Origin of the sequence: Motiliproteus sp., assembly GCF_965230735.1 — a bacterium.
Lineage (GTDB): Bacteria > Pseudomonadota > Gammaproteobacteria > Pseudomonadales > Balneatricaceae > Motiliproteus.
Genome location: NZ_OZ246016.1, coordinates 1,959,192 through 1,984,236 on the forward strand (window position 1 = coordinate 1,959,192; position 25,045 = coordinate 1,984,236).

At 58.5% G+C, this 25,045-nt stretch carries 22 protein-coding genes and 1 pseudogene; 17 read left to right on the plus strand and 6 right to left on the minus strand.

What is annotated here, in order from left to right; translation table 11 throughout:
• Nucleotides 1–155: 155 nt before the first annotated feature.
• Nucleotides 156–779: a TetR/AcrR family transcriptional regulator gene (locus tag ACO05M_RS09135; protein WP_421870566.1), complete on the minus strand. Its 624-nt coding sequence runs from the start codon at nucleotides 777–779 to the stop codon at nucleotides 156–158.
• 163 nt (nucleotides 780–942) lie between these two features.
• Between ACO05M_RS09135 and ACO05M_RS09140 the strand changes: the two genes are divergently transcribed.
• From ACO05M_RS09140 to ACO05M_RS09155, 4 genes are all read left to right on the plus strand, one after another.
• The gene (locus tag ACO05M_RS09140; RefSeq protein WP_421870569.1) at nucleotides 943–1,995 is read left to right on the plus strand and encodes an MBL fold metallo-hydrolase; all 1,053 of its coding nucleotides are present in this window, start codon (nucleotides 943–945) and stop codon (nucleotides 1,993–1,995) included.
• A 114-nt stretch (nucleotides 1,996–2,109) separates the two neighbouring features.
• The gene (locus ACO05M_RS09145; RefSeq protein ID WP_421870572.1) at nucleotides 2,110–2,601 is read left to right on the plus strand and encodes a redoxin domain-containing protein; all 492 of its coding nucleotides are present in this window, start codon (nucleotides 2,110–2,112) and stop codon (nucleotides 2,599–2,601) included.
• Nucleotides 2,602–2,888: 287 nt separating this feature from the next.
• On the plus strand, nucleotides 2,889–4,901 hold the full coding sequence (locus ACO05M_RS09150; protein ID WP_421870575.1) for a methyl-accepting chemotaxis protein: 2,013 nt from the start codon (nucleotides 2,889–2,891) through the stop codon (nucleotides 4,899–4,901).
• A gap of 163 nt (nucleotides 4,902–5,064) precedes the next feature.
• The gene (locus ACO05M_RS09155; RefSeq protein WP_421870577.1) at nucleotides 5,065–6,399 is read left to right on the plus strand and encodes a DEAD/DEAH box helicase; all 1,335 of its coding nucleotides are present in this window, start codon (nucleotides 5,065–5,067) and stop codon (nucleotides 6,397–6,399) included.
• Between the two features lie 21 nt (nucleotides 6,400–6,420).
• Here ACO05M_RS09155 and ACO05M_RS09160 read toward each other — a convergent pair whose 3' ends face one another.
• The 4 genes from ACO05M_RS09160 to ACO05M_RS09175 form a co-directional block, all read right to left on the minus strand.
• Complete coding sequence (locus ACO05M_RS09160) at nucleotides 6,421–7,452, minus strand: DUF2157 domain-containing protein (RefSeq protein ID WP_421870580.1); 1,032 nt, start codon at nucleotides 7,450–7,452, stop codon at nucleotides 6,421–6,423.
• Nucleotides 7,453–7,558: 106 nt separating this feature from the next.
• On the minus strand, nucleotides 7,559–8,257 hold the full coding sequence (locus ACO05M_RS09165) for a pseudouridine synthase (protein WP_421870583.1): 699 nt from the start codon (nucleotides 8,255–8,257) through the stop codon (nucleotides 7,559–7,561).
• Nucleotides 8,257–8,913 (minus strand): PolC-type DNA polymerase III, encoded by a 657-nt coding sequence (locus ACO05M_RS09170; protein ID WP_421870585.1) that lies wholly within the window; start codon nucleotides 8,911–8,913, stop codon nucleotides 8,257–8,259. The genes ACO05M_RS09165 and ACO05M_RS09170 overlap by 1 nt, the downstream gene beginning before the upstream one ends.
• Before the next feature lie 20 nt (nucleotides 8,914–8,933).
• Nucleotides 8,934–9,581 carry a LysE family translocator gene (locus tag ACO05M_RS09175; protein ID WP_421870589.1) on the minus strand — a complete coding sequence of 216 codons (648 nt, stop codon included), beginning with the start codon at nucleotides 9,579–9,581 and terminating at the stop codon, nucleotides 8,934–8,936.
• Between the two features lie 211 nt (nucleotides 9,582–9,792).
• Between ACO05M_RS09175 and ACO05M_RS09180 the strand changes: the two genes are divergently transcribed.
• Nucleotides 9,793–10,152, plus strand: a complete 360-nt coding sequence (locus ACO05M_RS09180; RefSeq protein ID WP_421870592.1) for a group I truncated hemoglobin — start codon at nucleotides 9,793–9,795, stop codon at nucleotides 10,150–10,152.
• A 50-nt stretch (nucleotides 10,153–10,202) separates the two neighbouring features.
• On the plus strand, nucleotides 10,203–13,451 hold the full coding sequence (locus ACO05M_RS09185) for an ATP-binding protein (RefSeq protein ID WP_421870595.1): 3,249 nt from the start codon (nucleotides 10,203–10,205) through the stop codon (nucleotides 13,449–13,451).
• Between the two features lie 10 nt (nucleotides 13,452–13,461).
• On the opposite strand, the pseudogene ACO05M_RS09190 reads toward ACO05M_RS09185, so the two are convergent.
• Nucleotides 13,462–14,394, minus strand: a pseudogene (locus tag ACO05M_RS09190) (carbon-nitrogen hydrolase family protein).
• A 140-nt stretch (nucleotides 14,395–14,534) separates the two neighbouring features.
• Here ACO05M_RS09190 and lhgO point away from each other — a divergent pair.
• The 11 genes from lhgO to nhaR all read left to right on the plus strand — a co-directional run bounded on the left by lhgO (nucleotide 14,535) and on the right by nhaR (nucleotide 24,988).
• Nucleotides 14,535–15,740, plus strand: a complete 1,206-nt coding sequence (lhgO, locus tag ACO05M_RS09195) for an L-2-hydroxyglutarate oxidase (RefSeq protein ID WP_421870598.1) — start codon at nucleotides 14,535–14,537, stop codon at nucleotides 15,738–15,740.
• A 281-nt stretch (nucleotides 15,741–16,021) separates the two neighbouring features.
• Complete coding sequence (locus ACO05M_RS09200) at nucleotides 16,022–16,534, plus strand: Na+/H+ antiporter subunit E (RefSeq protein WP_421870601.1); 513 nt, start codon at nucleotides 16,022–16,024, stop codon at nucleotides 16,532–16,534.
• Nucleotides 16,531–16,800, plus strand: coding sequence for a monovalent cation/H+ antiporter complex subunit F (locus tag ACO05M_RS09205; RefSeq protein WP_421870605.1), 270 nt, complete (start codon nucleotides 16,531–16,533; stop codon nucleotides 16,798–16,800). Before ACO05M_RS09200 ends, ACO05M_RS09205 begins: the two co-directional genes overlap by 4 nt.
• Nucleotides 16,793–17,119, plus strand: coding sequence for a cation:proton antiporter (locus ACO05M_RS09210; protein WP_421870609.1), 327 nt, complete (start codon nucleotides 16,793–16,795; stop codon nucleotides 17,117–17,119). The genes ACO05M_RS09205 and ACO05M_RS09210 overlap by 8 nt, the downstream gene beginning before the upstream one ends.
• Complete coding sequence (locus ACO05M_RS09215) at nucleotides 17,116–18,090, plus strand: hydrogenase subunit MbhD domain-containing protein (RefSeq protein ID WP_421870612.1); 975 nt, start codon at nucleotides 17,116–17,118, stop codon at nucleotides 18,088–18,090. The genes ACO05M_RS09210 and ACO05M_RS09215 overlap by 4 nt, the downstream gene beginning before the upstream one ends.
• Nucleotides 18,090–18,401, plus strand: a complete 312-nt coding sequence (locus tag ACO05M_RS09220; protein WP_421870615.1) for an NADH-quinone oxidoreductase subunit K — start codon at nucleotides 18,090–18,092, stop codon at nucleotides 18,399–18,401. Before ACO05M_RS09215 ends, ACO05M_RS09220 begins: the two co-directional genes overlap by 1 nt.
• Nucleotides 18,394–19,875, plus strand: coding sequence for a complex I subunit 5 family protein (locus tag ACO05M_RS09225; protein ID WP_421870619.1), 1,482 nt, complete (start codon nucleotides 18,394–18,396; stop codon nucleotides 19,873–19,875). Before ACO05M_RS09220 ends, ACO05M_RS09225 begins: the two co-directional genes overlap by 8 nt.
• Before the next feature lie 3 nt (nucleotides 19,876–19,878).
• The gene (locus tag ACO05M_RS09230) at nucleotides 19,879–21,378 is read left to right on the plus strand and encodes a complex I subunit 5 family protein (RefSeq protein WP_421861750.1); all 1,500 of its coding nucleotides are present in this window, start codon (nucleotides 19,879–19,881) and stop codon (nucleotides 21,376–21,378) included.
• Entirely contained in the window at nucleotides 21,375–23,033 is a 1,659-nt protein-coding gene (locus ACO05M_RS09235; RefSeq protein WP_421861752.1) for a proton-conducting transporter membrane subunit, read from the plus strand. The genes ACO05M_RS09230 and ACO05M_RS09235 overlap by 4 nt, the downstream gene beginning before the upstream one ends.
• 25 nt (nucleotides 23,034–23,058) lie before the next feature.
• Nucleotides 23,059–23,985: a universal stress protein gene (locus ACO05M_RS09240; RefSeq protein WP_421861754.1), complete on the plus strand. Its 927-nt coding sequence runs from the start codon at nucleotides 23,059–23,061 to the stop codon at nucleotides 23,983–23,985.
• 100 nt (nucleotides 23,986–24,085) lie between these two features.
• Nucleotides 24,086–24,988, plus strand: a complete 903-nt coding sequence (nhaR, locus tag ACO05M_RS09245) for a transcriptional activator NhaR (protein WP_421861756.1) — start codon at nucleotides 24,086–24,088, stop codon at nucleotides 24,986–24,988.
• Nucleotides 24,989–25,045: the final 57 nt, after the last annotated feature.

Below are 25,045 nucleotides of genomic sequence, written 5' to 3' on the forward strand. Positions count from 1 at the left end.
GCTTGGCGCTGAATCCGGCTTCGTTATGCCGCAACTGCAACACGCTAATATATAAGCTCGCCTGTAGTGTAGACCGATAAATGATCGGGAATCGCTTCAGCGCCGCGGCGTTCAGAGCGACTGGATCCAGAAAAAAGAAGAAATCGACATTTATTTCAATCTTCTAAGCTGGCAGCCTGGTAGTGGCTCAAAAACATCGCGGTGGTTTGTTCGGCCAGCTCAAGTTGCTGTTCGGGATTGAGGATCGGTGCGATCTGCAGCAGTTGGGGCCAGAAGCAGCGTCCTTTGACCAGATGGTGCACCTGCTCGCCGGCCGCAGCCGCCTCCAGATCGATCAAGCGTCCATCCGCTCTGGCGGCTTTGATCCAGCGAACCAGCGAGGATTCGTGGGCGGAGAGTTTGGTGACCTCCTGCTTCAGGGCTTCGGGGTGGTAGAAGAAGTGGCCGAAGGCGACCCGGTTCAATTCGATATGCTCGGTACTGCTGATCACCTCGATCTCCGCTTCGATGATCGCGCGAAGCTGTCCATGCAGCGGAGCGTCGGGCTGATAGTCGCCACCGCGTTGATGCTTGGCCTGTTGCCACAGTTCGCTGATCAGGCACATCACCAGCGCTTCCTTGCTTTCGAAGTGGTTGTAGACCGTCCGCTTCGAGACTTCAGCCAGCGTCGCGACCCTATCCATACTGGTTCCCTGGACACCCTGATCCAGAAAGGCCTGCTTGGCGGCATCCAGAATTGCCTGTCGCTTGATTTCACTGCGTGAACGTTTTGGTTCCACCTGGTCTTCCCCGGTACTGACTGATCCGAACAAATTTACACTAATCAGTTTACTTTTTTAAATTTAGAAGTAAACTGCACGGTATAGTTTACTTTTGTTCTGCTTTTACTTTGTTGATGTCCCTATGAAGCCTCGTTGGTTGATCTTATCTGGAGTGGTTCTTATGTCCGCAACCCTGTTTGCTGCCGCCAAGCATCAGTCGCAACAGTCGCTGGAAAGCGGCAAATTCCAAAACAGCGAACAGCCCTATCAATCCGGGCTGGGTGATCTGTTGAAGATCTCCAAGGCTTATTTCACCGCTGATCGAAAGTCGCCGACGCCAACCACGGAGCCACCGTTACGAACCATCACTGAGCAGGAACTGCTGACCGATCGGGAAACGCCGGTGATCTACCGGTTGGGGCACTCGTCGATGCTGATCCGTCTGGACGCTGAGTATCTGCTGATCGATCCGGTGTTCAGCGATCGGGCTTCACCGGTTCAATGGATGGGACCCAAGCGTTTCCATCCGGTACCGGTTGCGTTGGATTCGCTGCCGAGTATCAAGGCGGTGATTATCAGCCACGATCATTATGATCATCTGGATAAGGCCTCCATTCAGGCGCTGGCGGATCGGGTGGAGCATTTCCTCACGCCATTGGGGGTCGGGCAGTATCTGCGTGACTGGGGGATCGACTCAAGCCGGATCAAGGAACTGGATTGGTGGCAGCAAGACAGCATCGGCACTCTGACCTTCACGGCGACTCCGGCACAGCACTTCTCCGGTCGTGGCTTGATGGACCGGGATCAGACACTCTGGGCCGGTTGGGCGATTGAGGGCCGCCAGGCCAAGCTGTTTTTCAGTGGCGATTCCGGCTATTTCAGCGGTTTCAAGGAGATCGGTGAACGCCTGGGACCGTTTGATCTGACGATGATTGAAACCGGCGCCTATAACCGTCTGTGGAGCAAGATCCACATGCTGCCGGAGCAGAGTGTCCAGGCACATATCGATTTGAAGGGTAAGGCGATGCTGCCGATCCACAACAGTACCTTCGATCTTGCCCTGCACGATTGGCATGAGCCGCTGGAGCAGGCCTATGAAATTTCCCAGCGCCGTGCCGTCAAGCTACTGACCCCGATTATGGGAGAACCGGTATCGATTCTGAATCCTGCCGCGCAAACGGCCTGGTGGCGTGAAGTTCTCAGCGAGGACACTCCGCAACTGGCGATGGAGTAGCTTGCTGTCGGGCCTCCTTCGTGGGATGCCCGAACCCGGCGAACACCTATACTTGATTCAGGGTTGGGCTGGCCGCTGCTCGGTCAGCCAGGTTTTTGTCGAGGACCGTTTATCGTGACTACCAGCCGCTCATCCGCGCTGACATTAGCACCGCAGATCAATGCGGCCCGCTGGTTCAATACCGAGCAACCGCTGCGGTTGGAGGATCTGCGTGGGCAAGTGGTGATGCTGCATGCATTTCAGATGCTCTGTCCCGGCTGCGTGACTCACGGCATCCCCCAGGCCCTCAAGGTGGCAACCCTCTATCGGGATCAGCCGCTGCAGGTGATCGGCCTGCATACGGTGTTCGAGCACCATCAGGTGATGAACGCCGACGCCCTGCAGGTGTTTCTGCACGAGTACCGGATCGGCTTTCCGGTGGCTATCGATCAGCCGGTCGAGATCGGCCCCATTCCCGCCACGATGCAGCGCTACCAGCTTCAGGGGACCCCTTCCGTGGTGCTGATCGATAAACGGGGTTACCTACGGCTGCATCACTTCGGCCCGATGGAGGATCTGCTGTTGGGTGATCAACTGGGCCGGTTACTGGCGGAACCTCAGTCGTAAGCGCTCCGATTGCTTGTAAGCAAAACTTGTAAGCTGCTGAATGACAACGACTAGTCAGCACTTTTCGGGATGCTGCATCACTCTTTTCTCCGGTCTTTCTCCCGCCAAATTGAGCGATATCATTTCTAGATCAAATCAGCTTCTTTTTCAGTGTCTTAGCTTTTTATGGCACTTACACTCCCGGTGGTGGATGTTGTGCCCTGCGTCGGTGCGCTGTCTGTCGGGCGAAGCCGCTTTTCTGCCCGGCCGATGTACCCTCAACAGGGCTGCTATGGAGGAGTGGTCTAATGGCTCTGATCGCCGATAAGCTGGAAAGTCTGCTGCGATTCAACCGGTTGAGTGTCGGAAAAAAACTGCTGGGTCTGTCGCTGATGTTTGTGGTGGTACTCAGTGCGACGGTTGGTTACACCTATTTAACCTTGGACGCCCAGAAAAGCGATGGCTTGGTGGTGAATATCGCCGGACGTCAGCGGATGCTGACCCAGAAGTTTACCAAGGAGTTTTTCGTCGCGTTTCAACAGGCCCGCGTGCAACAACAGGCCTTTGATCCAGCCCCGATGCAGCGAACGGCCCAGTTATTTGAGCTGTCCTTAGACGCGCTGCGCGATGGCGGTACCACTTACCTCGATCCGGCGATGCAGAAGCCGATCGAATTGCCCGGTACGGTCAACGCCGAGATCCGTTCCCAACTTGCCGAGGTGGATAAGCTTTGGGGGCAACTTCAGCAGCGAATCGGCGACGCCGTTTCCCGCTCCCCGGACAGTGCACAACTGGCCCAGATCGATCAGCTCAGTGTCGATGTGCTGACGACAATGAACCAGGCCGTGTTGATGCTGGCACAGCAGTCGGACAGCAAAGTGCAGACGATGCTTATCTCGCTGTTGTGGACCTGGGCTGGTGCGCTGATCGCTTCACTGCTGATTGCCTGGTTGCTGGCGCGAAACATCACCACGCCGCTGTATCAGGTGGTGAACAGTACCCAGCGCATCGGCAGCGGCGATCTTTGCGCCTATCCGGGCGAATCCGAACAGCGTGATGAACTGGGGCTGTTGATCCGTAATGTGGATCGAATGCGCTCGATGCTCAGCGATGTGATCCATACGGTGCAGCAGAACAGCAAGCAGATGTCGCACTCTTCGATGCAGATTGCCACGATTTCCGGCGAAGTCTCCAGCATCAGCGAGCAGGAGCAGCAAAGTGCCCAGCAGGTGATGCATGCGATCGATTCTCTGCAGCAGATTGCCGCCGATGTCAGCGAGCATATTGAAGCCGCGCACCTGAATGCACAGCAGACCCGAGAGGTGGCGCAGCAGGGCGTCGGCGTGATGCAACAGAGCATCAGCGAACTGACCAGCGCCGTCGACAGTGTCGGTGTGACCGCTGAACGGTTGGGCTCGGTCAAGTTGGCGACCGACAAGATTCACTCGATCATCGAGGCGATCGATTCGTTGGCCGAGCAGACCAACCTGCTGGCGCTAAATGCGGCCATCGAAGCGGCTCGTGCCGGTGAGCAGGGGCGCGGTTTTGCCGTGGTGGCCGATGAAGTTCGAGGCTTGGCCACGCGTACCGCCGATTCCACCACCGAGATCACCACGCTGATCCACGAGTTGACCACCCAGGTCGAAGGATCGGTCGACTCCATGAAACAGGTCACGGCGCAGGTGAACCGGTCACAACAGCAGTCGGAGCAGACGCTGGAAACCCTGGCGTCGATGACGGCGGATGTCGAGCGGAATTCGGAAAATTCGACCCAGATCGCACAGCTGAATCAGAGCCAGGTAGAGCAATTGACCTCCCTCCATCAGGAACTGAACGAGTTGTTCGATGTACTGACCGTCAGCACGGAAAAGGCTGGTTCAATCTCGCTGGTGGCCGGTGATCTGCATCGCGTATCCGATGAACTCGACCTGTTGTTGGCGCGTTTCCGGACCGACCAGGTAAGCGCACCGACACGCCATGCCGATGACAAACGCCAGGCGCCACGGATCAACAATCAGCTAGAGGTTTCGCTTTGCCAGGCGGGGGTGGCGGTCGGCGGTTTGACCCAGAATCTGAGTATGACCGGTGCCGAAATCAAACTGTTGGAGGCGCTTAACGAGCGTGAGCCGCTGCAGGTGGAGATCCTGTTGCCGGAAGAACCAACCTCAAGGCTGTCCCTGCGCGCAAAAATCATGCGCTGCACCCGGACCGACGGCGGCCAATACCTCTACGGGATCCGCTTTGAGTCCCTGACCGCCGCGCAGCAACAGCAGCTGTCCCGGGCCTTCGATTATTTCCGTAAGGCGCACAGCTACGCCTGAACCGAGCCGGGCTGGCTTCGGTCGGCCCGGACGGATCCTCTCCCTCCAACCTCTCTCCAATCCCCGTTCGGGCTGGCGCCACCGGCGCGGTTGCTGTAAGCTGCACCGCCTTCCGTGTCGGCCCGCAGTGCCGACCCTTCCTACCGTTGTATGAGATCACAGCATGACATTTGCCTCCCTCGGCCTGTGCGCCGAGATTCTTGATGCCGTTGCCGAACAGGGCTATGACTCGCCGTCACCGATTCAGGCCGAGGCGATTCCGGCGGTATTGGCCGGACGTGATCTGATGGCAGCCGCGCAGACCGGTACCGGTAAAACGGCCGGCTTCACGCTGCCGCTGCTGCAGGGGTTGATGGGCGGCCCGCGAGTCAAATCGAACCAGTGCCGGGCGCTGGTCCTGACCCCGACCCGCGAGCTGGCGGCCCAGGTGGCCGACAGTGTCTCGACCTACGGAAAGAACCTGCCGCTACGCTCCAACGTGGTGTTCGGCGGGGTCAAGATCAATCCGCAGATGCAGCGTCTTCGCGGTGGCAGCGATATTCTGGTGGCGACGCCGGGACGGTTGCTGGATCTTCACAGCCAGAATGCGGTGCGGTTCGATCAGCTCGAAGTGCTGGTGCTCGACGAAGCCGACCGGATGCTGGACATGGGCTTTATCCATGACATCAAACGGATTCTGAAGCTGCTGCCCAGCCAGCGTCAGAACCTGCTGTTCTCGGCCACCTTCTCGAGCGAGATCCGTTCCCTGGCCAAGGGGCTGATCAACGATCCGGTCGAGGTATCGGTGACGCCGCGCAACAGCACCGCTGAAACCGTCGAGCAGCAGCTCTACTCGGTCGACAAAAACCGTAAATCGGCCCTGCTGACCCACCTGATCAAAGACAACGACTGGCAACAGGTGCTGGTGTTCACCCGTACCAAACACGGTGCCAATCGCCTTAGTCGCCACCTGGAAGGCAAGGGGATCAAGGCCGCAGCGATCCACGGCAACAAAAGCCAGGGCGCCCGCACCAAGGCACTGGCCCAGTTCAAGAGTGGCGAGCTGCGTACCCTGGTCGCGACCGATATCGCCGCCCGCGGGTTGGATATCGATCAGCTGCCCCAGGTGGTCAATTTCGATCTGCCCAACGTAGCCGAAGATTATGTCCACCGTATCGGTCGCACCGGCCGGGCCGGCGCTTCCGGGCATGCGGTATCGCTAGTCTGCGCCGATGAGACCAAGCAACTGGTCGGAATTGAGCGGCTGATCAGCCAGCAGATTCCCCGAGTTGTGGTTGAGGGCTTTGAGGCGACCCATGAATTGCCGGAAACCGATCTGAGCCGCAAGCCGAAGAAGCCCAAGAAGCCGAAAAAACCCAAGGAAGGTCATCGCGATGGCCAACGCTCGGGTGAAAATGCCCGCGGCCATAAGCCGCCTGGAGGACAGCCGCGTCGTCGCCGTCGTTCCGGTGGTAACAAACCGGCCGGTGCGAGTCGGACTGCCAGCGCTAACCGCTAGCGCTGCGGCCTACCGACAGCTCTAGAACCGGCGCGCCTGCAGCAGTTCGCGCAGCGCGCCGGGTAACAGCGTCTGTAATTTGCGGCTGATGCGCTGCTCGTGGCGCTGCCAAACAATCCCCAGATAGATGATCAGCAGCCCGATCAGCGACAGTGCGATCGGGAACAGCCAGCTGTCTTCGAACAGATCGAAGGCCAGGTGGCCGAGGTAGGCACAGCAGCCAAGCCCGCCGAACACCACGAATACCCGCCGCACCAATAGCGCTCCCAGACCGATCAGCAGCAGATTGACTCCGAAATATCCCAGCTTGCCCAGTTCGCTGTTGGAGTCCTGCATCGTCAGACCGCCCCAGAAGGTCAGAACTCCGAACAGGTAGAGCCAGAAGGCGTAATCCAGACTGTGGCGGCTACGGATATCGACCCAGAACGCGCCGAACATCACCAGCAGACCGAAGTAGATCGACACCAGCGAGCGCAGTTTGAAGTCGTAATCGCCGTCGTTGATCATTGCCACCAAGTCCATCGACAGGTACCAGAGCGTGACGGCGATCGGCATCAGCAGGAACGGGTAGCGGTAGCGCCAGGCGACCATCGCACCGACGGCCAGAGTCGCGAGCTCCATCATTAGCCAGTGCCACTCGATATAGCGGTGGTAGTCGCGATAGTGCTCGCCGTCAGGCCAGAACCCCAGCTCCTGTTGCAGGCCGAAAACCGCCAGCGGGGTCAGGCAGACCGCGAAGGTGGCGCAGATTCCAGCGGGAATCGGGTGCTGAAGTCGTTCAAATCGTGACGCCAACCCCAACCCGGCGACCAGGTAGAGCAGGGCGATTGCGAACACACCCCAACCGCCGAAGGACTCCCAGCCCAGATTCATAAACAGCGTCATCGCACCGATCGCCACCAACCCGCCGAGGTAATAGAGCAGATGGGTGAAATCGAAGCGGGCGCCGGGGGCGGGATTGTCGCGTAGGAACTCGAGCAGCCGTTGGGCCTGCGTCGAATCGAGGATATGCTGTTCGACCGCGCGGTCGAGTTGCTGGCGGGTCAGTTTCATGGTCGGTCCATCGTCAATGACTGGGTGTAAAGGCTAAGCAGGCAGATTAAGCGATCGAGTCATTAATCCGCTACGTTATTAGACCGTCGTGCATTCGGTTTTCAAATTAGCGACAAATGACGCTGTTGATCTCGGTCGCAGTCAACGGACGGTATTGGCCGGGGGACAGCTCAGGGTCGAGCCGGATTGCGCCGATCTGTTCCCGATGCAGGGCCAGCACCGGGTTGCGAAAACGGCCGAACATCCGCTTGATCTGGTGGTAGCGACCCTCGGTCAGAGTCAGGCGAACGCAGCGCTCGCTCAGCTGCTCCAGCTTGACCGGCTTGGTGGTGATCCCCTCGTAGGAAAAATAGATCCCCTCGGCAAAGCTGGCCTGGGTTTGCGGATCGATCGGGTTGGCGGTTTCGACCCGGTAGATCTTCTCGATCGCCTTGTCCGGCTCCGTCAGTACCCGGGTCCAGCTGCCGTCATCGCTGAGCAGCAACAGGCCGGTGCTGGCGCGATCCAGCCGTCCGGCAATATGCAGGCCGTCGCGCTCATGCGGCTCGATCAGTTCGGTGGCGCAGCGGTGCTGATCGTCCCGGGTGGCGCTGAGGATGCCGGCCGGTTTATTGAGCATGAAGTAGCGCGCTTGGCGTTGCTGCAGCAGTTGACCATCCACGGCGATACGGCTGAACCGATCCACCTTCAGGGTGCCGTCGTGAACCGGCTGATCATCCAGTTCGACCCGACCCGCAGCCAGTAGTTCGTTGGCCCGACGGCGACTGTATTGGGGCTGGTTGGCGAGAAAGCGATCCAGGCGCATCAGCCGGTTCCGGCAAGTTCGGCAGCAGCGCGTTGGAGCAGTTTCGGCAGCTGGGCTTTCTGGGTTTTACCGAGCTGACGCAACAACGACAGCGGTAGCTGTTCTGGTTTGGTGTCGAGTCGTTGTGCCAGATCGTCCAGCAGCCGTACCCAGAGGTGGGCGGTCATCTCCGCATCGGCCAAGGCCCGGTGGTAGGTGCCGTCGGTGGGCAGCTGTTTCCAGCGCACCAGGGTGCCGAGCTTATGGTTCGGTGCCTCCGGGTAGACTCGGCGAGCACAGAGCATCGAGCAGGCAAACTGACCGGTTTGGCGATGGCGAACACGGTTGAATTCGGCTTCCAGAAAACGTTGATCGAAACTGGCGTTGTGGGCCACCAGGTTATCGTCGCCGAGAAATTCGGCGAACTCGCTCATGACCTGTTCCGCCATCGGGGCTCGGGCCAGCATGGCGTTGCTGATACCGGTGTAGGACTCGATAAAGCCGCTGACTCTGCGTCCCGGGTTCATCAGGGATTGAAACCGATCGGTGATCCGGCCGTTGAGCAGCCGGACCGCGCCGATCTCGATTGCCCGGTCGCCATTGTCGATCGACAAACCGGTGGTTTCGAAATCCAGAACCACCAGCGTATCGGCACGTCGTTGCCCGTTATCGCTCATTCGTATGCTTCCGGTTGATATCAGCGTTGACTGCTGAACGCCAATGCCAGGCCGGCGCCGACAAAGGTGCCACCGAAGATACGGGACAGCTTTTGGCCGGTGGTCTCGGCCATCCCCCCCAACAGCCGTTTGGCCAGCAGCGCATAACCCAGCAGGCAGAGTAGCGAGAACAGCATAAAGGTCCCCACCAGCAGGCTGAACTGGGGCAGTAGGGCGCTGTGGATATCGATGAACTGCGGAAACAGCGCAGTGGTGAACACAATTGCTTTGGGGTTGGTCAGCGAGACCAGCAAGCCCTGGATGTAGGTGTGGAGCTCACTCTGCGGTTGGCCGCCGTGCAGCGATTCGTCGATCGATGCAGCTCGAGTCGGAGTCTGCAGTTTGATGCCGTGGCGCCAGAGTTTGATCCCCATGTAGATCAGGTAGGCGGCACCGAGGGTCTTGATCAGCGTGAAGGCTAGCGACGAGTGCAGTACCAGCGCACTCAGACCCAGCACCGAGCAGGAGGACATCAAAAACAGGCCGCTGACGTTCCCCGCCATCGCATAACAGGCGCGACCGATACCGGTGCGCAGGCTATGGGTCATGACCAGCAGAATCGCGGGTCCGGGGGTCAGGGTTGCGATCATCGCAATGCTGCTGAAGGCGAGCCAGCTTTCAAAGCTCATGTTGATTCCTGAGAGGGTGGGCTGAAAACCCAACGGTAGATCGGCTGGTTGAGTGCTGTCAACGTGACTATGCTTACTTCGCCACGTTTTCGATTCCGCCGCTGTTTTTGGGGTCTGTGATGAACATTGTGATGTTGATCAATACAGTGCAGCTCGCCCTGATCGCACAGCGGCGAGTGAACTGAATCGCAACAACACAAGGACCTCCGTTATGAGTGCGACTCTGTTTGAACGCCTGGGCGGCACCGATGCCATCACCCGAATCTCCAGTGATATTGTCGACCTGCACCGCCAGAATCCGCTGATATCTACCCGTTTCGGCGCTTCCGATCCGACGGTTTTGAAAGCCACGGTTGCCGAGTTCTTTATCACCGGAACCGGTGGTCCACCCTGTTACAAAGGGGCGGATATGAAGAGCGCCCATGCCCATATGAATATCGACCATGCCGAATTTATGGCGGTGCTGGACGATGCCCTGAAAGCGATGCAGCACAACAATGTTGGTCAGCGGGAGATGGAAGAGGTGTTGTTTATCCTGTACAGCATGCGCGGCGATATCATTCGGACTTAACCGGAAAGAGCATGTATTGCCCCGCCTGTGGAACGTCATGCGACCAGGGAGTGGCAGAATGCAGCAGCTGTGCGGCCCGTTTACCGCTCTGTTGTCAAGCCTGCGGGCAAGCGCTGAGCGGGGACTCGGCACTCTACTGTTGTGGTTGTGGCGCGGCACTGGGTGATCAACAACAAACCACTCCTTCCTCCATCCAAGAAGATCTCAACAGTTCCCATGTTGAACGCCGACAACTGACGGTGATGTTTTGTGATCTGGTCGGTTCCACCGCACTGTCGCAGGGGTGCGACCCGGAAGATTTCCGTGATCTGATCCATCGCTTTCAGCACTGTTGTACCGAGGTTATCGAGCAGTTCGACGGCTATATCGCCCGCTATATGGGTGATGGCATGTTGGTCTACTTCGGTTATCCCCGAGCCGGCGAACTGGATGCCGAGAGGGCGGTACGGGCCGGGTTGGAGCTGACAAGCCGGGTGGGCCTGTTGCCCCATCCGAACGGGAAGCCGCTACAAGCCCGGGTTGGTATTGAGACCGGGCTGGTCGTGGCCGGCGATGTTATCGGACAGGGAGCGGTCCAAGAGCATGAAGTGCTGGGGGATACGCCCAATATCGCTGCGCGGTTGCAGGCCGTAGCCGAGCCCGGCTGGGTGGTGATCGGGCCCGGAACCCGGCGGGTTGTGGATAAGCGTTTTCGGCTGCAACCGCTAGGTGATCAGCAGCTTAAGGGAATCAATCAGCCCCTGGCGACTTACCGGGCGATCGCGGTTGCCGGCGCGTTGACCCGAGCCAAGGAAATGCCGCTACTGGGTCGCGAGCGGGAGATAGATCAACTCGAAAGCTACCTGAATCGGGAGAGCCGAGACGGGCTGCTGGTGATCGAAGGAGGCTCCGGTCTGGGTAAGAGTCGGCTGTTGGACTACTTGCTGACCCGGGCTTCGGGACGATATGAACGGGTGCTGTTGCGTTGCTCACCGTTTTTTAAAGACCGTCCGCTTTACCCCGTCGTGCGGCATTGGCAATCGCTGTTGGAACTGGATCGGGCCGAACAGCCCTCGGAAAGTGACAGCCAACGCTTCCTGGGCGAGTTTCTGACCGGGCACGGCGTTGATGATCCCGAACTTCATCGATGGATAAGTGTGATGGCCCTGGGCGATGCGCAGCAGGGTTCTGTTCCATCCGAAACGGAGGCCTCGTCGCCGGAGCAGTGGCGGCGGGCCAAACTCAACGCCCTACTGCGGGTGCTGAAGCAGTGTAGCCGGAAACGTCCCCTCTTGATCGCGATCGAGGATGCCCACTGGATCGATTCCTCTACCGCGGAGTTTCTCAATCAATTGACCGCAAGGCTGAGCCGTTGGCCGATTCTGCTCTGCATCACCTCCCGAGCGCCGCTGACCTGGCTGGCCGGACCATCTTCACCGGGGCTGAAATTGCCGTTGACGCCACTCTCGGATACCGAGGCGCTGGGGCTGATCCAGGCATTGGACAGTCAAACCCGTATCTCGCCGGAGATCCGCCAGCAGATCCTGCAGCGCTGCGAGGGCTCACCGCTGTACATCGAAGAACTAACCCGTTCGGTGCTGGAGCAGGGAGAGGCCGAAAACCAGGAGGTTCAGGTACCAAGCTCGTTGCAGGATTCCCTGCGAGCCCGTATCGATCGGTTAGGATCGCACCGGGATGTCGCTCAGTTTATCGCGGTGCTGGGACGGCGGTTCAGTCAGAAGCTGGTCGACAAGAGCACCCCGTTTGAACCGCATCGCACGCGACAGGCCTTGGCGGCACTGGTCGAATCGGGATTGCTCCACAGCAGTGGTGAGGGAGGGCGGCGACAGTACCGCTTTCACCATATGATGGTGCGTGAAGTTGCCTACGATGCGCTGCTGAAGTCTGACCGACGTGCCCATCACCTTCGGATTGCACAGACCTTATGTCGAGACTTTACCGAGCTGGTTGAGAGTGCGCCGGAACTGGCAGCAAGCCACTATGAGTCGGCCGGGGAGGTGGTGACGGCGATCGAGTATTGGCACCAGGCAGGCTTGCGTGCCGGAGCAGCCTGGGCCCATCGTGAGGCTGCCAACCACTTCTTGCAGGCGGTTCGGTTATTGGAAGCGGAGCCGACGACACCGGAACTGGCCAAGCGAGAGCTGCTGACCCGAATCGAACTGGTCCAGTCGCTGCGGATTCTGGAGTTGGGGGAGCAGGGGTTGGAGCAGGTTGAGAAGTCTGCCGGGATTGCCGAACAGCTGCACGACGATGAGGCCCTGGCCCAGATACACAATCTCTGGGGGAATCTGCTGTTCTCCTCTGGCGCGATCGAGGGTTGCCTCAGCCATCACCGTCAGGCATTTGAATATGCAGATAAGGTTGGCTCCGTGGTCAACCAGATCCAGGCCCATAGCGGCCTGGGGGATGCCAGTCTGTTGGCCGGCAAGCTTCTGAGCGCCGAACAGGCCTATGATCGGTGCCTCAGTCTGTGCCATGGGGACGAGCTGCAGCGCTACGTGGCGCCGAACCTGTCATTACGCGGACATATGCGGCTTTACCTGAATCGATTACCTGAATCCGTCGACGATATTACCGAAGCGATTACCCTGGCGGTGGCCCGCCAGGATCGGCGCACGGAAATGGTCGGTCGGGGAAGCTGCCTGGCCAAGACGCTCTGCGAGATGGGGCAGTATCAACGTGCTCGCGGAGAACTGGAACTGGCACTGGAAACCGCCCGGAGTCTTAAGGCAAAGCGCTTCGAAGCACTCTATCTATTGACCCTTGCCAGGGTTATCCGCTGGCCTGAGGCCCGTTGCGGAGACCATGATCCGACGCCGTTGAGATATGCCGAGCAAGCGATCAAGGTCGCCGAAGAGACTCATTTCAGCTATGTCGGCGCCATCGCTTTTGGGGCACTGGCGTTGGTAACGGAGGATGAGGCCCGGTGCCGAAATGCCCTCGAACAAGGTGAAGCGTTGCTGCGGCCGGGAGCGCCGAGTCAGAACTATTTCTGGTTTCTGCGTGATGCTATCGAAACTTGCTTGCTAAGAGGCTGGTGGGGGCAGGCGCAAGACTATGGTCGCCGGTTTAAAAGCTATACCCGGCATCAGCAGATTCCCTGGAGTCAGTTCTATATTCGGCTGGCTGACAGCCTGGCCACAACTTGGCAGCAGCCGGTACAAAGCCAGCCAGCCAGCCAGCTGGTTCCGCTTCAGCAACAAGCTAAACAAGCAGGATTACAGGCGGCAGAAGTTTTGATTCAGCGTTGCCTTTCGGATCGGATCCATCCTGTTACCGATAAAAGCGCCACCGGTTAAGGTTCTTCCTTTAAAACGCTACCGGAGGCTTGGACTGGCGATCGACGGTCAGGCTGAACAGGTCCGGCCGATTGTAATGCCCGGCCACATCCAGGGGCTTTCGTGCCCGTCGAGCGGCCTCGATTTCGATATCGGCATACAGAATGGCTTTCTGTTGGTGAAGCGGCCCACTGTGTATTCCGCCGAAGGGTTTGATGATCACCGCATCACCGGGATTGATCCATTCATCATCGCCGAACAGCGTTTCACGGCTGGGGAAGTCGGCGGGAATGTCACTGCCTTCCATCGCAGTAGCGGTGCTCATTACCCAGCATCCACCCTCACGAGCAATATGATTCATCGATGCCAGCCAGACATCGCCGCTGTCCCAGGTTGGGGCGATATAGATATCCAGATTTTGCGCATAGAGGGCGAAACGCGCCAGCGGCATGTAATTCTCCCAGCAGATCAGACAGCCGATCCGGCCTACTGGAGTGTCTACAACCTGCAAGCCCGACGCATCCCCGGCTCCCCAGACCATCCGTTCCGGGTTGGTCGGCATCAATTTTCGGTGTCGGTTCAGGATCTCACCGTCTGATCCGATCACCACCACGCTGTTGTATAAGGTTGAGCCACTGTAGCGTTGGTCTCGCTCGTTCATGCCGATGACGACAACCTGTTACTGGCGCGCAGCGGCTTCGCAGATCGGATCCAGATCGCCGCCATCGATATCGACCGAGTTGGCGACCAGTCTCTCGTGCAGTTGGTTGCCCAGGGCCATATCGCCGCCGGGACGCAGGCGCCAGATCCAGGTCGGGTAGCCGGGCAGATAGGTTTCAGGAAAGACTAGAAGCTTGGCTCCACTCTCTCCTGCCTCATGGATATCCGAAACTGCACTTGCCAGTGACGCCGGTAGGTTCAGCAGCACGGGAGGTTTTTGCGAGATAGCGACCTTGATCGACATGAGCACACTCCAACAAAACGATGGCGATTTAATTGAGCCTAGTCGTAATTGGGGCACTTGGTTTCTTACCCGGTCATTTATCGATACAGTGGCGCCCGTTATGAAGCGGCTGGGCAAGCTAAGGCGGGAGAGTCATCCGAATGAACTACGATTTCGTCATTGTTGGCGGGGGAATTGTCGGCCTATCGACGGCCTGGCAGTTGCAGCAACGGTTTCCTGACAAGTGCATCCTGCTGCTTGAGAAAGAGTCTGGTGTGGCTCGGCATCAGACCGGCCATAACAGCGGTGTTATCCACGCTGGGATTTACTATGCCCCTGGCAGTCTGAAGGCACGGTTCTGCAAGCAGGGGGTGGACGCGACGATGGCGTTTTGTCGGCAGCACGACATTGCCTTCGATCAGTGCGGAAAGCTGCTGGTGGCGACCAACCCGCTGGAGCACGAGCGTATGCTGGCACTGTACCAGCGTGCACTGCAGAACGGTCTGGAGGTCGAGCTGCTTGATGCTCAGCAGTTACGCGAAGCAGAGCCCCATATAATCGGAAGCGGAGCGATTCGGGTTAAAACCACCGGTATCGTTGACTACACCCGGGTGTGTGAGCAGATGGCCGAGTGCTTTCAACAGCTGGGCGGTGAGGTTCGGCTCAGCACCGAGGTGGTTGGGCTGCAGGAAAATGCCCAGGGGGTGGTTGTTAAGACCCGAGCGGGTGAATCCATCCAAGGGGGCTTTCTGATCAGTTGCAGTGGTTTGATGGCCGATCGAACCACCCGTATGTTGGGAATCCCCACCGACTTTCAGATCGTCCCTTACCGGGGTGAGTATTACCGGTTGGCGGCTCGCCACAATCAGGTGGTCAAACACCTGATCTACCCGATTCCGGATCCGGATCTACCGTTCCTGGGGGTTCATCTGACCCGTATGATCGATGGTTCGGTGACGGTCGGCCCCAACGCGGTTCAGGGCTGGAAGCGGGAAGGCTACTCGCCGGCACCGGTTAATTTCAGTCTTCGCGATAGCTGGGAAATGCTCCGATTTGCCGGTTGGTGGAAGCTGACGGCCGCGAACTTCCGCACCGGGATGCAGGAGTGGAAGAATTCGCTGTTTAAGTCCGGTTATCTGAAACTGGTGCGCAAGTATTGTCCCCGAATCGAACGGGAGGATCTGCAACCGTATCCGACCGGGATTCGGGCTCAGGCGGTAATGAAGGACGGGTCTTTGGTGCACGATTTTCTATTTGCCGAGAGTCCCCATTCGCTCCATGTTTGCAACGCGCCATCACCGGCAGCCACTTCGGCGATTCCGATCGGTGCCTATATCTGTGATCAGGTGCAGCAGCGAGTTGGATAGCGGTTGCGTCAGGGAAATGCGCCTGCTGGATCTCAAGTCATAGCCTTGTCTTCTAGGGCTATGAATTAACTGTGCTTTTTTGTCTCCTGCTGTCGTGATTATTTGTTGTTTTTTCAGGTTTAATTCGAAAAAAACTGATCATTGATGGCCTATCTGACTGTCGTACACTTCGTAAAAATCGATGTTTTATCGGATTAAATCCGTTTTTTTATCGAAGAATTAGTCCCTATAACTATCCCTACATCTTGTTATTGAGTGGGTAGCTGGTGGTGCTAGGGCTAGTGGATCATAGCGTTCGAGGATCGAATAAACGGCGATACTCTGTCGGCCTTGCCGCTGCACTGCTGACGCTAATCTGGCTGCTGTTGAGTGATTTCGACCTCGCCAGTTTGATGGTAGGAATACCGTCGATTGGGGTCGCACTCTGGTGTCATCAGGCTCTGCGTTCATCAGACGGCAGGCTGCTTTCATTTGCCGGCACTGCGCGCTTGGCCGGCTATTTTATCCGCCAGAGCCTCAGCGGCGGTTGGGATCTAGCCCGTAGAAGCTGTGGCCGACGGCTGAACGTCAAGCCGGGTCTGATCGAATATTCACGACACTTCACCAATCCTTCCGCTTATCCGCTGTTTGTTCGCTGCCTCAATCTGCTTCCCGGTACCTTGTCGGTCGAGGAGCGACAGGGGATGCTGTTGCTTCATGTGATCGATACCGATGTCGATTACACCAGCGAACTGGATCATCTGGGGCAACTGACCGAAGCGGTTTGGCGAAATCCGGGGGGTAGTGATTCATGACCTCCATGCTGTTCAATCTGCTATTGATCGCGCTGTTGTTGTTGATCGGCGTTATTGCCGTTGCGCTGCTGCGGCTGATTCGCTGTCGCACGCTGACCGACCGAGTGCTTTGCATCCAGCTGCTGGGGACCGGTGGGACCGGCATCTTGCTGTTGCTTTCCACGCTTTTTCAGCAGTCGGCTTTGATTGATGTGGCACTGCTGTTGGTACTGCTGGCGGCCGTCTCCGTGCTGGAGATCACCCAGAGGGAGTACCGCAATGAGTAGCCTGACCGGCTTGCTATCCGCGGCCTTGGTACTGCTGGCGGTGCTGGTCTTTGTCGCCGGTACGGTTGCCTTGATCCGTCTACCCGACCCGCTCTCACGCCTGCACGCCATCAGCAAAATCGACAACCTGGGATTCGGGGTCTTGGTTATTGGCCTGATGATGGTACAGATCACCTGGATCGACATGTTGAAGCTGCTTGGTATCTGGCTGTTGGTGCTTTATTCCAGTGCCGCGACCGGCCAGTTGATCGCCCGCCATGCCCTGAGCGCGGGTGAACAAGGGGCAGACCAAGGGGCACATCAAGGAGGACAGCGATGATCTGGTCTGCGATCGATCTGTTGATCTGTAGCTTGTTGCTGGTATTGGCGCTGGCATCGTTGTTTGCCTCTACGTTGCAACAACGGGTGATCTTCTTTATCGCGTTCGGGCTGATGACGGCGATTATCTGGGCTCGATTGCAGGCGCCGGATCTGGCGTTGGCAGAAGCCATTATCGGCGCAGGGTTGACCGGTGCCATGCTGTTGATGGCGCTGCGTCAGTACGCCAACCTGAAGCAGGGAAAACACCGAGAGCACCGAGAGCACCGAGAGCACAGGGGCCGGTTGGTGGCGCAGGCGCTGATGTTGCTGCTGACGCTGGGGTTGATGGCCGTCGTTGCGGCGCTGTTTCCGATCAGTAATGGTGCCCCCGGTTACGCGGTTGAACAGCGGTTGTCCCAATCCGGCGTCAGTCATCCCGTGACCGCGGTGTTGCTGAACTTTCGCTCCTGGGACACCTTGCTGGAGCTGGCCGTACTGCTGAGTGCGGCGCTGGGCATTCTCAATCTAGGCCCCGCTCGACAGATTCAGGGCCATTCGGTGGCGCTAACCGATGCGTTGGCGCGAGTGCTGGTGCCCTTGTTGGTACTGACGGCCGGTTATCTGCTTTGGACCGGCGCTTTTGCCCCGGGTGGTGCCTTCCAGGCCGGGGCGGTGCTGGCTTCGGCTGCTGTGGTCATTCACCTGACCGGCCGTGCCCGCTTAATGCGACCGGACCTGGCTGTACTGCGTCTGCTGTTGGTAGTCGGATTGCTGCTGTTCGTCGTTATTGGACTGTGGCCGATGATCGGCGGGGCGGCTTTCCTGCAGTATCCGCAGGCGTTGGCCGGTGCCCTGATCCTGGTGATTGAAGCGGCCGCGATGGTGTCGATCGCCGCCATGCTGACCCTGGTCTACCTTGGTGGTCATCCCCACAGCCACTGGCCTGTTGCCGCAGTCCGGGTATCCGAGCCGCTACCGGAGCGCCGCTGATGGATAGCTCAGGGCTTCTGTTTGCCATGACCGGCGCCTTGATCTTTGGCTTGGGGTTGCTGGGGGCGCTTCGGGATGAAGCACTGTTGGGCCGGATCATCGCCATCAATATCGCTGGCATCGGGGTGTTTCTGATGTTCGTCGCCTTTGCCTATCGAGGCATTGATCGGGCGCCGGATCCGATTCCCCATGCGTTGGTGCTGACCGGGATCGTGGTTGCCGTGGCCGCTTCCGGATTAGCGCTGGCCCTGGGTAAGCGTGTATCAGAGCTGCATTCTGGTCGCTGCGAACAGGAGCCTCCCCGTGAGTAATTGGCTGATCGCTCTCGTGATTCTGCCGCTGTCGGTATCGCTGCTCTGCGTGCTGTGGCCGAAGCTGGCGGATCGACTGTCCCTGCTTGCCGCTCTGTTCCAGCTGGGGGCCGCTCTGTGGTTACTCCCGTCGATTGGTGATGGTCACAAGCTGATCCATCTGATGGGGGGATGGTCCGCCGGGCTGGGGATCGCATTAAGGGCCGATGCCCTGAGCGCGGTGCTGGTGTTGCTATGTTCAATTGTCGGTTTGGCGGCGACTGTTTTTGCCCGGCGTTATTTCACGGATCTGGGCACCCGCTATCGATTCTGGCCGCTCTGGTGGTTGTTGAACACCGCGATCGTGGCACTGCTGCTGTCCGGTGACCTGTTTAACCTGTATGTCACGTTGGAGCTGCTGGGGCTCTCTGCGGCGGCGCTGTGCACCATTGGTCGCGCCAAGATTGAAGCGCTGCAGGCGGCGTTGCGTTATCTGATGTTGGGCTTGATCGGCTCGCTGCTGTTTCTGGCGGGGGTGAGCTTGATCTACGCCGAGTATGGAACCCTGGATCTCGAGGCCCTGGGAGCGAAAATCGCCCAAACCCCAGCAACCCTGACGGCGCTGTTGTTGCTCAGCAACGGACTGTTGATCAAATGCGCGTTGGTGCCGCTGCATTTCTGGTTACCTGCGGCCCATGGTTCGGCGCCGGCACCGGTCAGTGCGGTGCTGTCGGCCCTGGTGGTCAAGGTGGCGTTTTATCTGTTGATCCGGCTCTGGCTGGAGTTGTTCGGCCCGGTGCTGACGTCGACCTTTGCGACACTGGTGGGGAGCCTGGGAGCGGCGGCGGTGATCTGGGGGTCATGGCGGGCCTTGACGGCCGTCAGGCTAAAACTGGTGGCGGCGTATTCCACCCTGTCGCAGATGGGCTATCTGTTTCTTTTTGTCCCGATTCTGGTGGCGTTGCCTGACGATCAGAGCCGACAGCTGGTATTCGGTGCGTTGGTGTTATTCGCGCTGTCCCATGGTGTCGCCAAGGCAGCGCTGTTTATGGGCATCGGTGTGTTTCAGCAGCGATTCGGACATGACCGGATCGACCAGTTGGCCGGTGCCGCCCGGCAACTCCCCGTGGCCTGTTTTGCGATCGGGCTTGCCGGTGTTGCGCTGGTGGGGTTACCGCCCAGTGGTGCCTTCTTGGCCAAGTGGAATTTGATCAGCCATAGCCTGGTAACCGGGCAATGGTGGTGGATGGTCGTGACCTTGGTCGGGACCGGGCTGGCGGCGGCTTACTTTGTCCGGGTGGTTGGGGCTGCATTTGTCAATTCGGAGCAGGGGCCTTCGGTTGAGGCCCCTGCGGTTAAAGGCGCCAGTTTGATACTGCAGGTGCCGGCCCTGGTGTTGGCTTGTTTGGCGACCTTTGGTCTTGGGTTGGGGGCCGTCTCGCTCTGGGATCTGTTGGCGTTATCACCGATCGGCTTTGAGATCGGCGGGAGCTAGCGGATGAGCTTCAATGAACTTCTGCCGCTGCTGATTCTGTGCAGCTCGTTGATCCCGGGGTTGATCATCTTCGGGCTGAGTGAAGATCAACATCGCTTGCGTACCGGCCTGAATATGGTGGGTGCCCTGACCAAGCTGCTGTTGGTGGTTGGTTTGATCTGGGGGGTATATCAGGAGCAGGTATTCGAAACCCGTTGGACCTTGGCTCCCGGGTTGGATTTTGTGCTCCATGCGGATGCGTTGTCGGTGCTGTTTGTCAGCCTGTCGACGCTGCTTTGGTTGGTCACGACCGTCTATGCGATCGGCTATCTTGAGCATTCACCGGATCGTAGCCGCTTCTTCGGCTTTTTCAGTCTTTGTGTCACCGCCACCGTGGGGCTGGCGATGGCCGGGAACCTGTTCACCTTCGTGGTGTTCTATGAGGCCTTGACCCTGGCGACCTATCCGCTGGTGGCCCACAAGGGCACCCCGGAGGCGATTCGTGGGGCGCGTATCTACCTGGGCTATACCCTGGCCGGGGGGCTGTCGCTGCTGGTCGGTGCCGTTTGGTTAAGAACACTGGCCGGCCCGCTGGAGTTCGCCGAGGGCGGAATTCTGGGGGATATTCCCGGACTGGATCGCGACAGCTTGCGCTGGATCTTCCTGCTGTTGATAACCGGGCTGGGGGTCAAGGCGGCGTTGTTTCCTTTGCACGGCTGGCTGCCCCGGGCAATGGTGGCCCCGGCGCCGGTCAGTGCGCTGCTACACGCCGTGGCGGTGGTCAAAGCCGGCGCTTTCGGTATCGTGCGGGTGGTCTATGACGTCTATGGGGTCGAGTTTTCCGCCGATCTTGGGCTCTTGCTGCCCTTGGGACTGCTGGCCGCGTTCACGATTCTGTACGGTTCGGTGCGGGCGCTGTCGCAGGATCACCTGAAGAAGCGTCTGGCATATTCCACCGTCAGTCAGGTCTCCTATATCGCATTGGGCGCCAGTATTCTCGGACCGCTGGCGACGATCGGCGGGGTGGTTCACCTGGTCCATCAGGGGATTATGAAGATCACGCTGTTCTTTGCCGCCGGTAATTATGCCGAAACCCTGGGGGTGCATCGGGTCAGCGAAATGAACGGTATCGGACGACGGATGCCGGCGACCACGTTGGCCTTCAGCGTGGCAGCCCTGGGGATGATCGGACTGCCCCCGGTGGCCGGCTTCATCAGCAAATGGTACCTGGGATTGGGCGCGCTCGAGGCTGACCAGGGTGGATGGGTGATTCCGGTCTTGCTGGCCAGCAGCGTGCTCAACGCCGCCTATTTCCTGCCGATTCTTTACCGCGCCTGGTTCGTTCCATCAGACCCATGGCCAACGCAGGCCCATCAACATGCTCGGGGTGAAACCCTGCCGACCCTGCAGTGGCCGCCTGTCGTAACCGCCTCACTGGCCCTGCTGATCGGGATCTTAGCGGCAGCACCTTTCAGTCCATTGGAGTGGGTTGAGTTGATCGCTCTGAGGGAGTACCGACGATGAATCTGTTACTGCTGTTGGGCTGGTCAGTTCCGTTACTGTTGATACCGCTGATGTTGGTTACTCGTGCAGTTTTCAGGCAGGGACGATTTCTGCTGTTGCTGGCACCGGTTCCGGCGTTGATGGCGGTATTGCTGCTTCCCGTCGATAGCACGCTGTCGTTGCCCTGGCTGTTGTTGGGGGCCGAGTTGCAGCTCGATCCGATCCGCCGGATTTTTTTGGCGCTGACCTCAATACTGTGGTTTTTCGCCGGTCTATCTACGCTGTTGACCGAGCAGGGGGATCGCCATGCCAATCGGTTCCGTATCTTCCTGTTGCTCTGCATGGCGGGAAATATCGGACTGATCGTCAGCGCCGATATGATCAGTTTTTACGTTGGTTTCGCCACCATGGGGCTGGCCAGTTACGGTTTGATCCTGCACGCCGGTACGGCCAAGGCCAAGGCCAATTATGCCGCCAAGGTCTATCTGGTGATGACGCTGATGGCGGAGTTTCTGTTGCTGGTGGCCTTCTTGCTGATCTTTCAACGTACCGGGGTTTTGGCGCCTTCGGCCGAGCAGCTGGTGGGTAGCGGGGATCTGGAATTGGCACTGCTGTTTGTCGCGTTTGCCATCAAAGCGGGGCTTTTCGGATTTCATATCTGGCTACCTTTGGCGCATCCGGCGGCACCGCCGGCCGCCAGTGCCGTCCTGAGCGGTGCGATGATCAAGACCGCGCTGCTCGGGTGGATCGCCTTTATGCCGCTGGGGGCTGAAGCGCTCCCGGGTTGGGGCTGGTTATTTATCGGACTGGGATCGGTTGGGGCCGTCTGTGCCATCGCTATCGGTCTGCTGCAATCGGAACCGAAGGTGATGCTGGCCTACTCCAGTATCAGCAAAATGAATCTGATGATTGCCGTACTTGGGGTGGCGCTGGTGGAACCGAGGGTCGCCAAAACTCTTATTTTGGCGATTGTCGCCTATGCTTTTTTCCATGGTTTGAATAAGGGGGCGCTGTTTATCGGTGTCGGGGTTATCAAACGTTATTCCGGATCGGCGATGTTGCTGCTACTGGGTATTCCCGCCGCCATTCTGAGTGGCATCCCTTTCGGTGCCGGTGCGGCGGCGAAGAGTATGTTGAGTGATCATCTGGCGGTTGAAACCACGGCGGCGATAACGGTGCTCGGCCTACTCACCCTGCTTGCCTTCTTGACACCCCTATTGATGGCCCGGTTTCTGTACCGGATGGCCTCCTTGCGCGGCACCGAGTCCTTGGATTGGCGGGTCGTCCCCTGGGCGTGTCTTGTTGTACTGGCTGCGACCTTGCCGCTGATTGGATTCGGTCAACCCTCTGCGGGGTCTGTATGGCTTTGGGGGGCGAGTGTGCTGGCGTCAGTGACGGTGATTCTCTATCGGCCGCGGCGGTTGAGACGCCTGATCGGTGCCATCCCGCCAGCAGATCTGTTGGCGCTTCTATCTTGGGCAGGTAGGCGACCGAGGTTGGTAGCGGCTCCAGTCGCTGGGTGGCAGAAAACGGCGGCGGCACTGAGGCAGCAGCTGCGATCTCGGTTGGCTCGATTTAAGCGGCTTGCAGCTCAGCAGCACCGGGGGGGCGATCTGTCACTGAGCGTCTCTTTCCCGCTGTTGCTGCTGGTTTTAACGGCGTCCTTGCTAATCTAAGACTGTGGACACACAGGAGAGCTCAATGAACGGTTTCAGCAACATACTGTATTTCGCCGATGCTGAGTTAGGCTCGACTCCGGCGCTGGAGCGTGCGATTGCGCTGGCTGAACGTCACAACGCACGTTTAACCCTGATGGATGTGGTCGATCGGTTGGCGCCGATCGCCTCACTCAAACAGCAGTTGAACCACGATATCAACGAAATCGTGCAGCAGTTCCAGGTGCAGGCGCTGAACAAGCTGGTGAGCGGAATCGAACCGTTGCGGTATCCCGTTCAGGTGAAAGTGAATTCCGGCTGGGGCTTTATCGAGGTGATTCGAGAAGTGATGAGCGGCACCTATGACCTGTTGATCAAGTCGGCCCATAACGGCTGCGAGCGCCGTTTGAGCAGCGGAGACATGCACCTGCTGCGTAAGTGCCCCTGTCCGGTTTGGATCGATCGTTCTTCAACGACCACGGCCTACCGATCGATTTTGGCGGCGGTCGATCCAACCAGTGAGCACCATGATGACTGTGCCGATCGAGTGCTGGAGTTGGCCGCCATGGTTGCGAACAACGATGGTGCCCAGCTTGGTTTGGTCCATGCCTGGCAACTGGCCGGTGAATCGATGCTGCGGGACGGCTTGCTGGAGTTTGAAAACGCGCAACTGGAAAGCCTGCTGGAGCAGCAGCGCTCGAGTCAGGCGCAGGCGGTTGAGTCACTGTTGAAGCAGCATCAGCTCTCATCGGGTGATGTGGAGGTGCATCTGCAGAAAGGTCCGGCTTCGCAGGTGATCAATCAGGTACGCGAGCAAGTTGGTGCCGATCTGGTGGTGATGGGAACCGTAGGAAGAACGGGACTGCCCGGGTTTATCATCGGCAATACCGCCGAGGACGTGCTTCAACAGAGTTGTTGCTCGGTGTTGGCGGTCAAGCCCAGCGGCTTTGTGTCACCGGTTGAGCCACGCTGAGACTGCGCTGCGTAGCGATAACCTTCCGACTATGCTGTTACGAAGTAGCAGCCAAGCGGGTTACCTACCTGGCGCCAGGGGCAATCATGGAAGGGGGTGGATGAATAACTTTCGCTTTAACTTGAAACACTTGCGTTATTTTTGGACCGTCGCCGGCTGCGGTACCATTACCGAAGCCTCGGAGATTCTCTGTCTGACGCCGCAGACGATCAGCGGCCAGCTACGGGAACTGGAGCATCAGATCGGCGCCAAACTGTTTCGTAAAGAGGGACGCAACCTGGCGCTGACCGATATCGGCCAGACCGTTTTTTCCTATGCCGACGAGATGTTTTCCATCGGGCTGGAATTACAGGATCTTCTCGCCGGTAATCAGGGTACGGTCGAAAACCTGAAGGTTGGGGTCGCGATGGTTGTTCCCAAGTTGTTGGCCTATCGGGTGTTGGAGCCGGTGCTGCAATACGACCCGCCAGTACAGTTGATGTGTCATGAAGCGCCGTTGGTTGACCTGTTGGCGGAACTGGCGGTGCATAAGCTCGACATCGTTATCGCCGACAGCCCGATCAATCCGACCTTGAATGTGAAGGCGTATAACCACCTGCTGGGCGAATCCAGCATCAGCTTTTTCGCCACGCCGGCGTTGGCCCGTCAGCTCGAGCAGGACTTCCCCCAAAGCCTGGATCAATCACCGATGTTGATGCCCAGCAACGGCAGTAATCTTAGACGGGAACTGGATCGTTGGTTGGACCGGCATCAGTTGAGGCCCGTGATAGCGGCAGAGTTCGATGATCGCGCCCTGATGAAGGCCTTCGGTGAGCGCGGTGCCGGGGTGTTCAGTTCACCTAGCGCGGTTGAGCAGGATGTGTTGGACAAGTACGGGGTCGAAGTTATCGGTCGAACCGATGAGGTGATGGAGCGATTTTTTGTCATCTCTGCCGAACGCAAGATCAAGCATCCGGCGGTCAACCTGATTACCGAAAATGCGCGAAATGCGCTGTTTGTGTAGCTAGGCCTGAATGCTTTTCGGGCTTTATCGAACTTGGGCCTGAAGGCTCGATCAAGT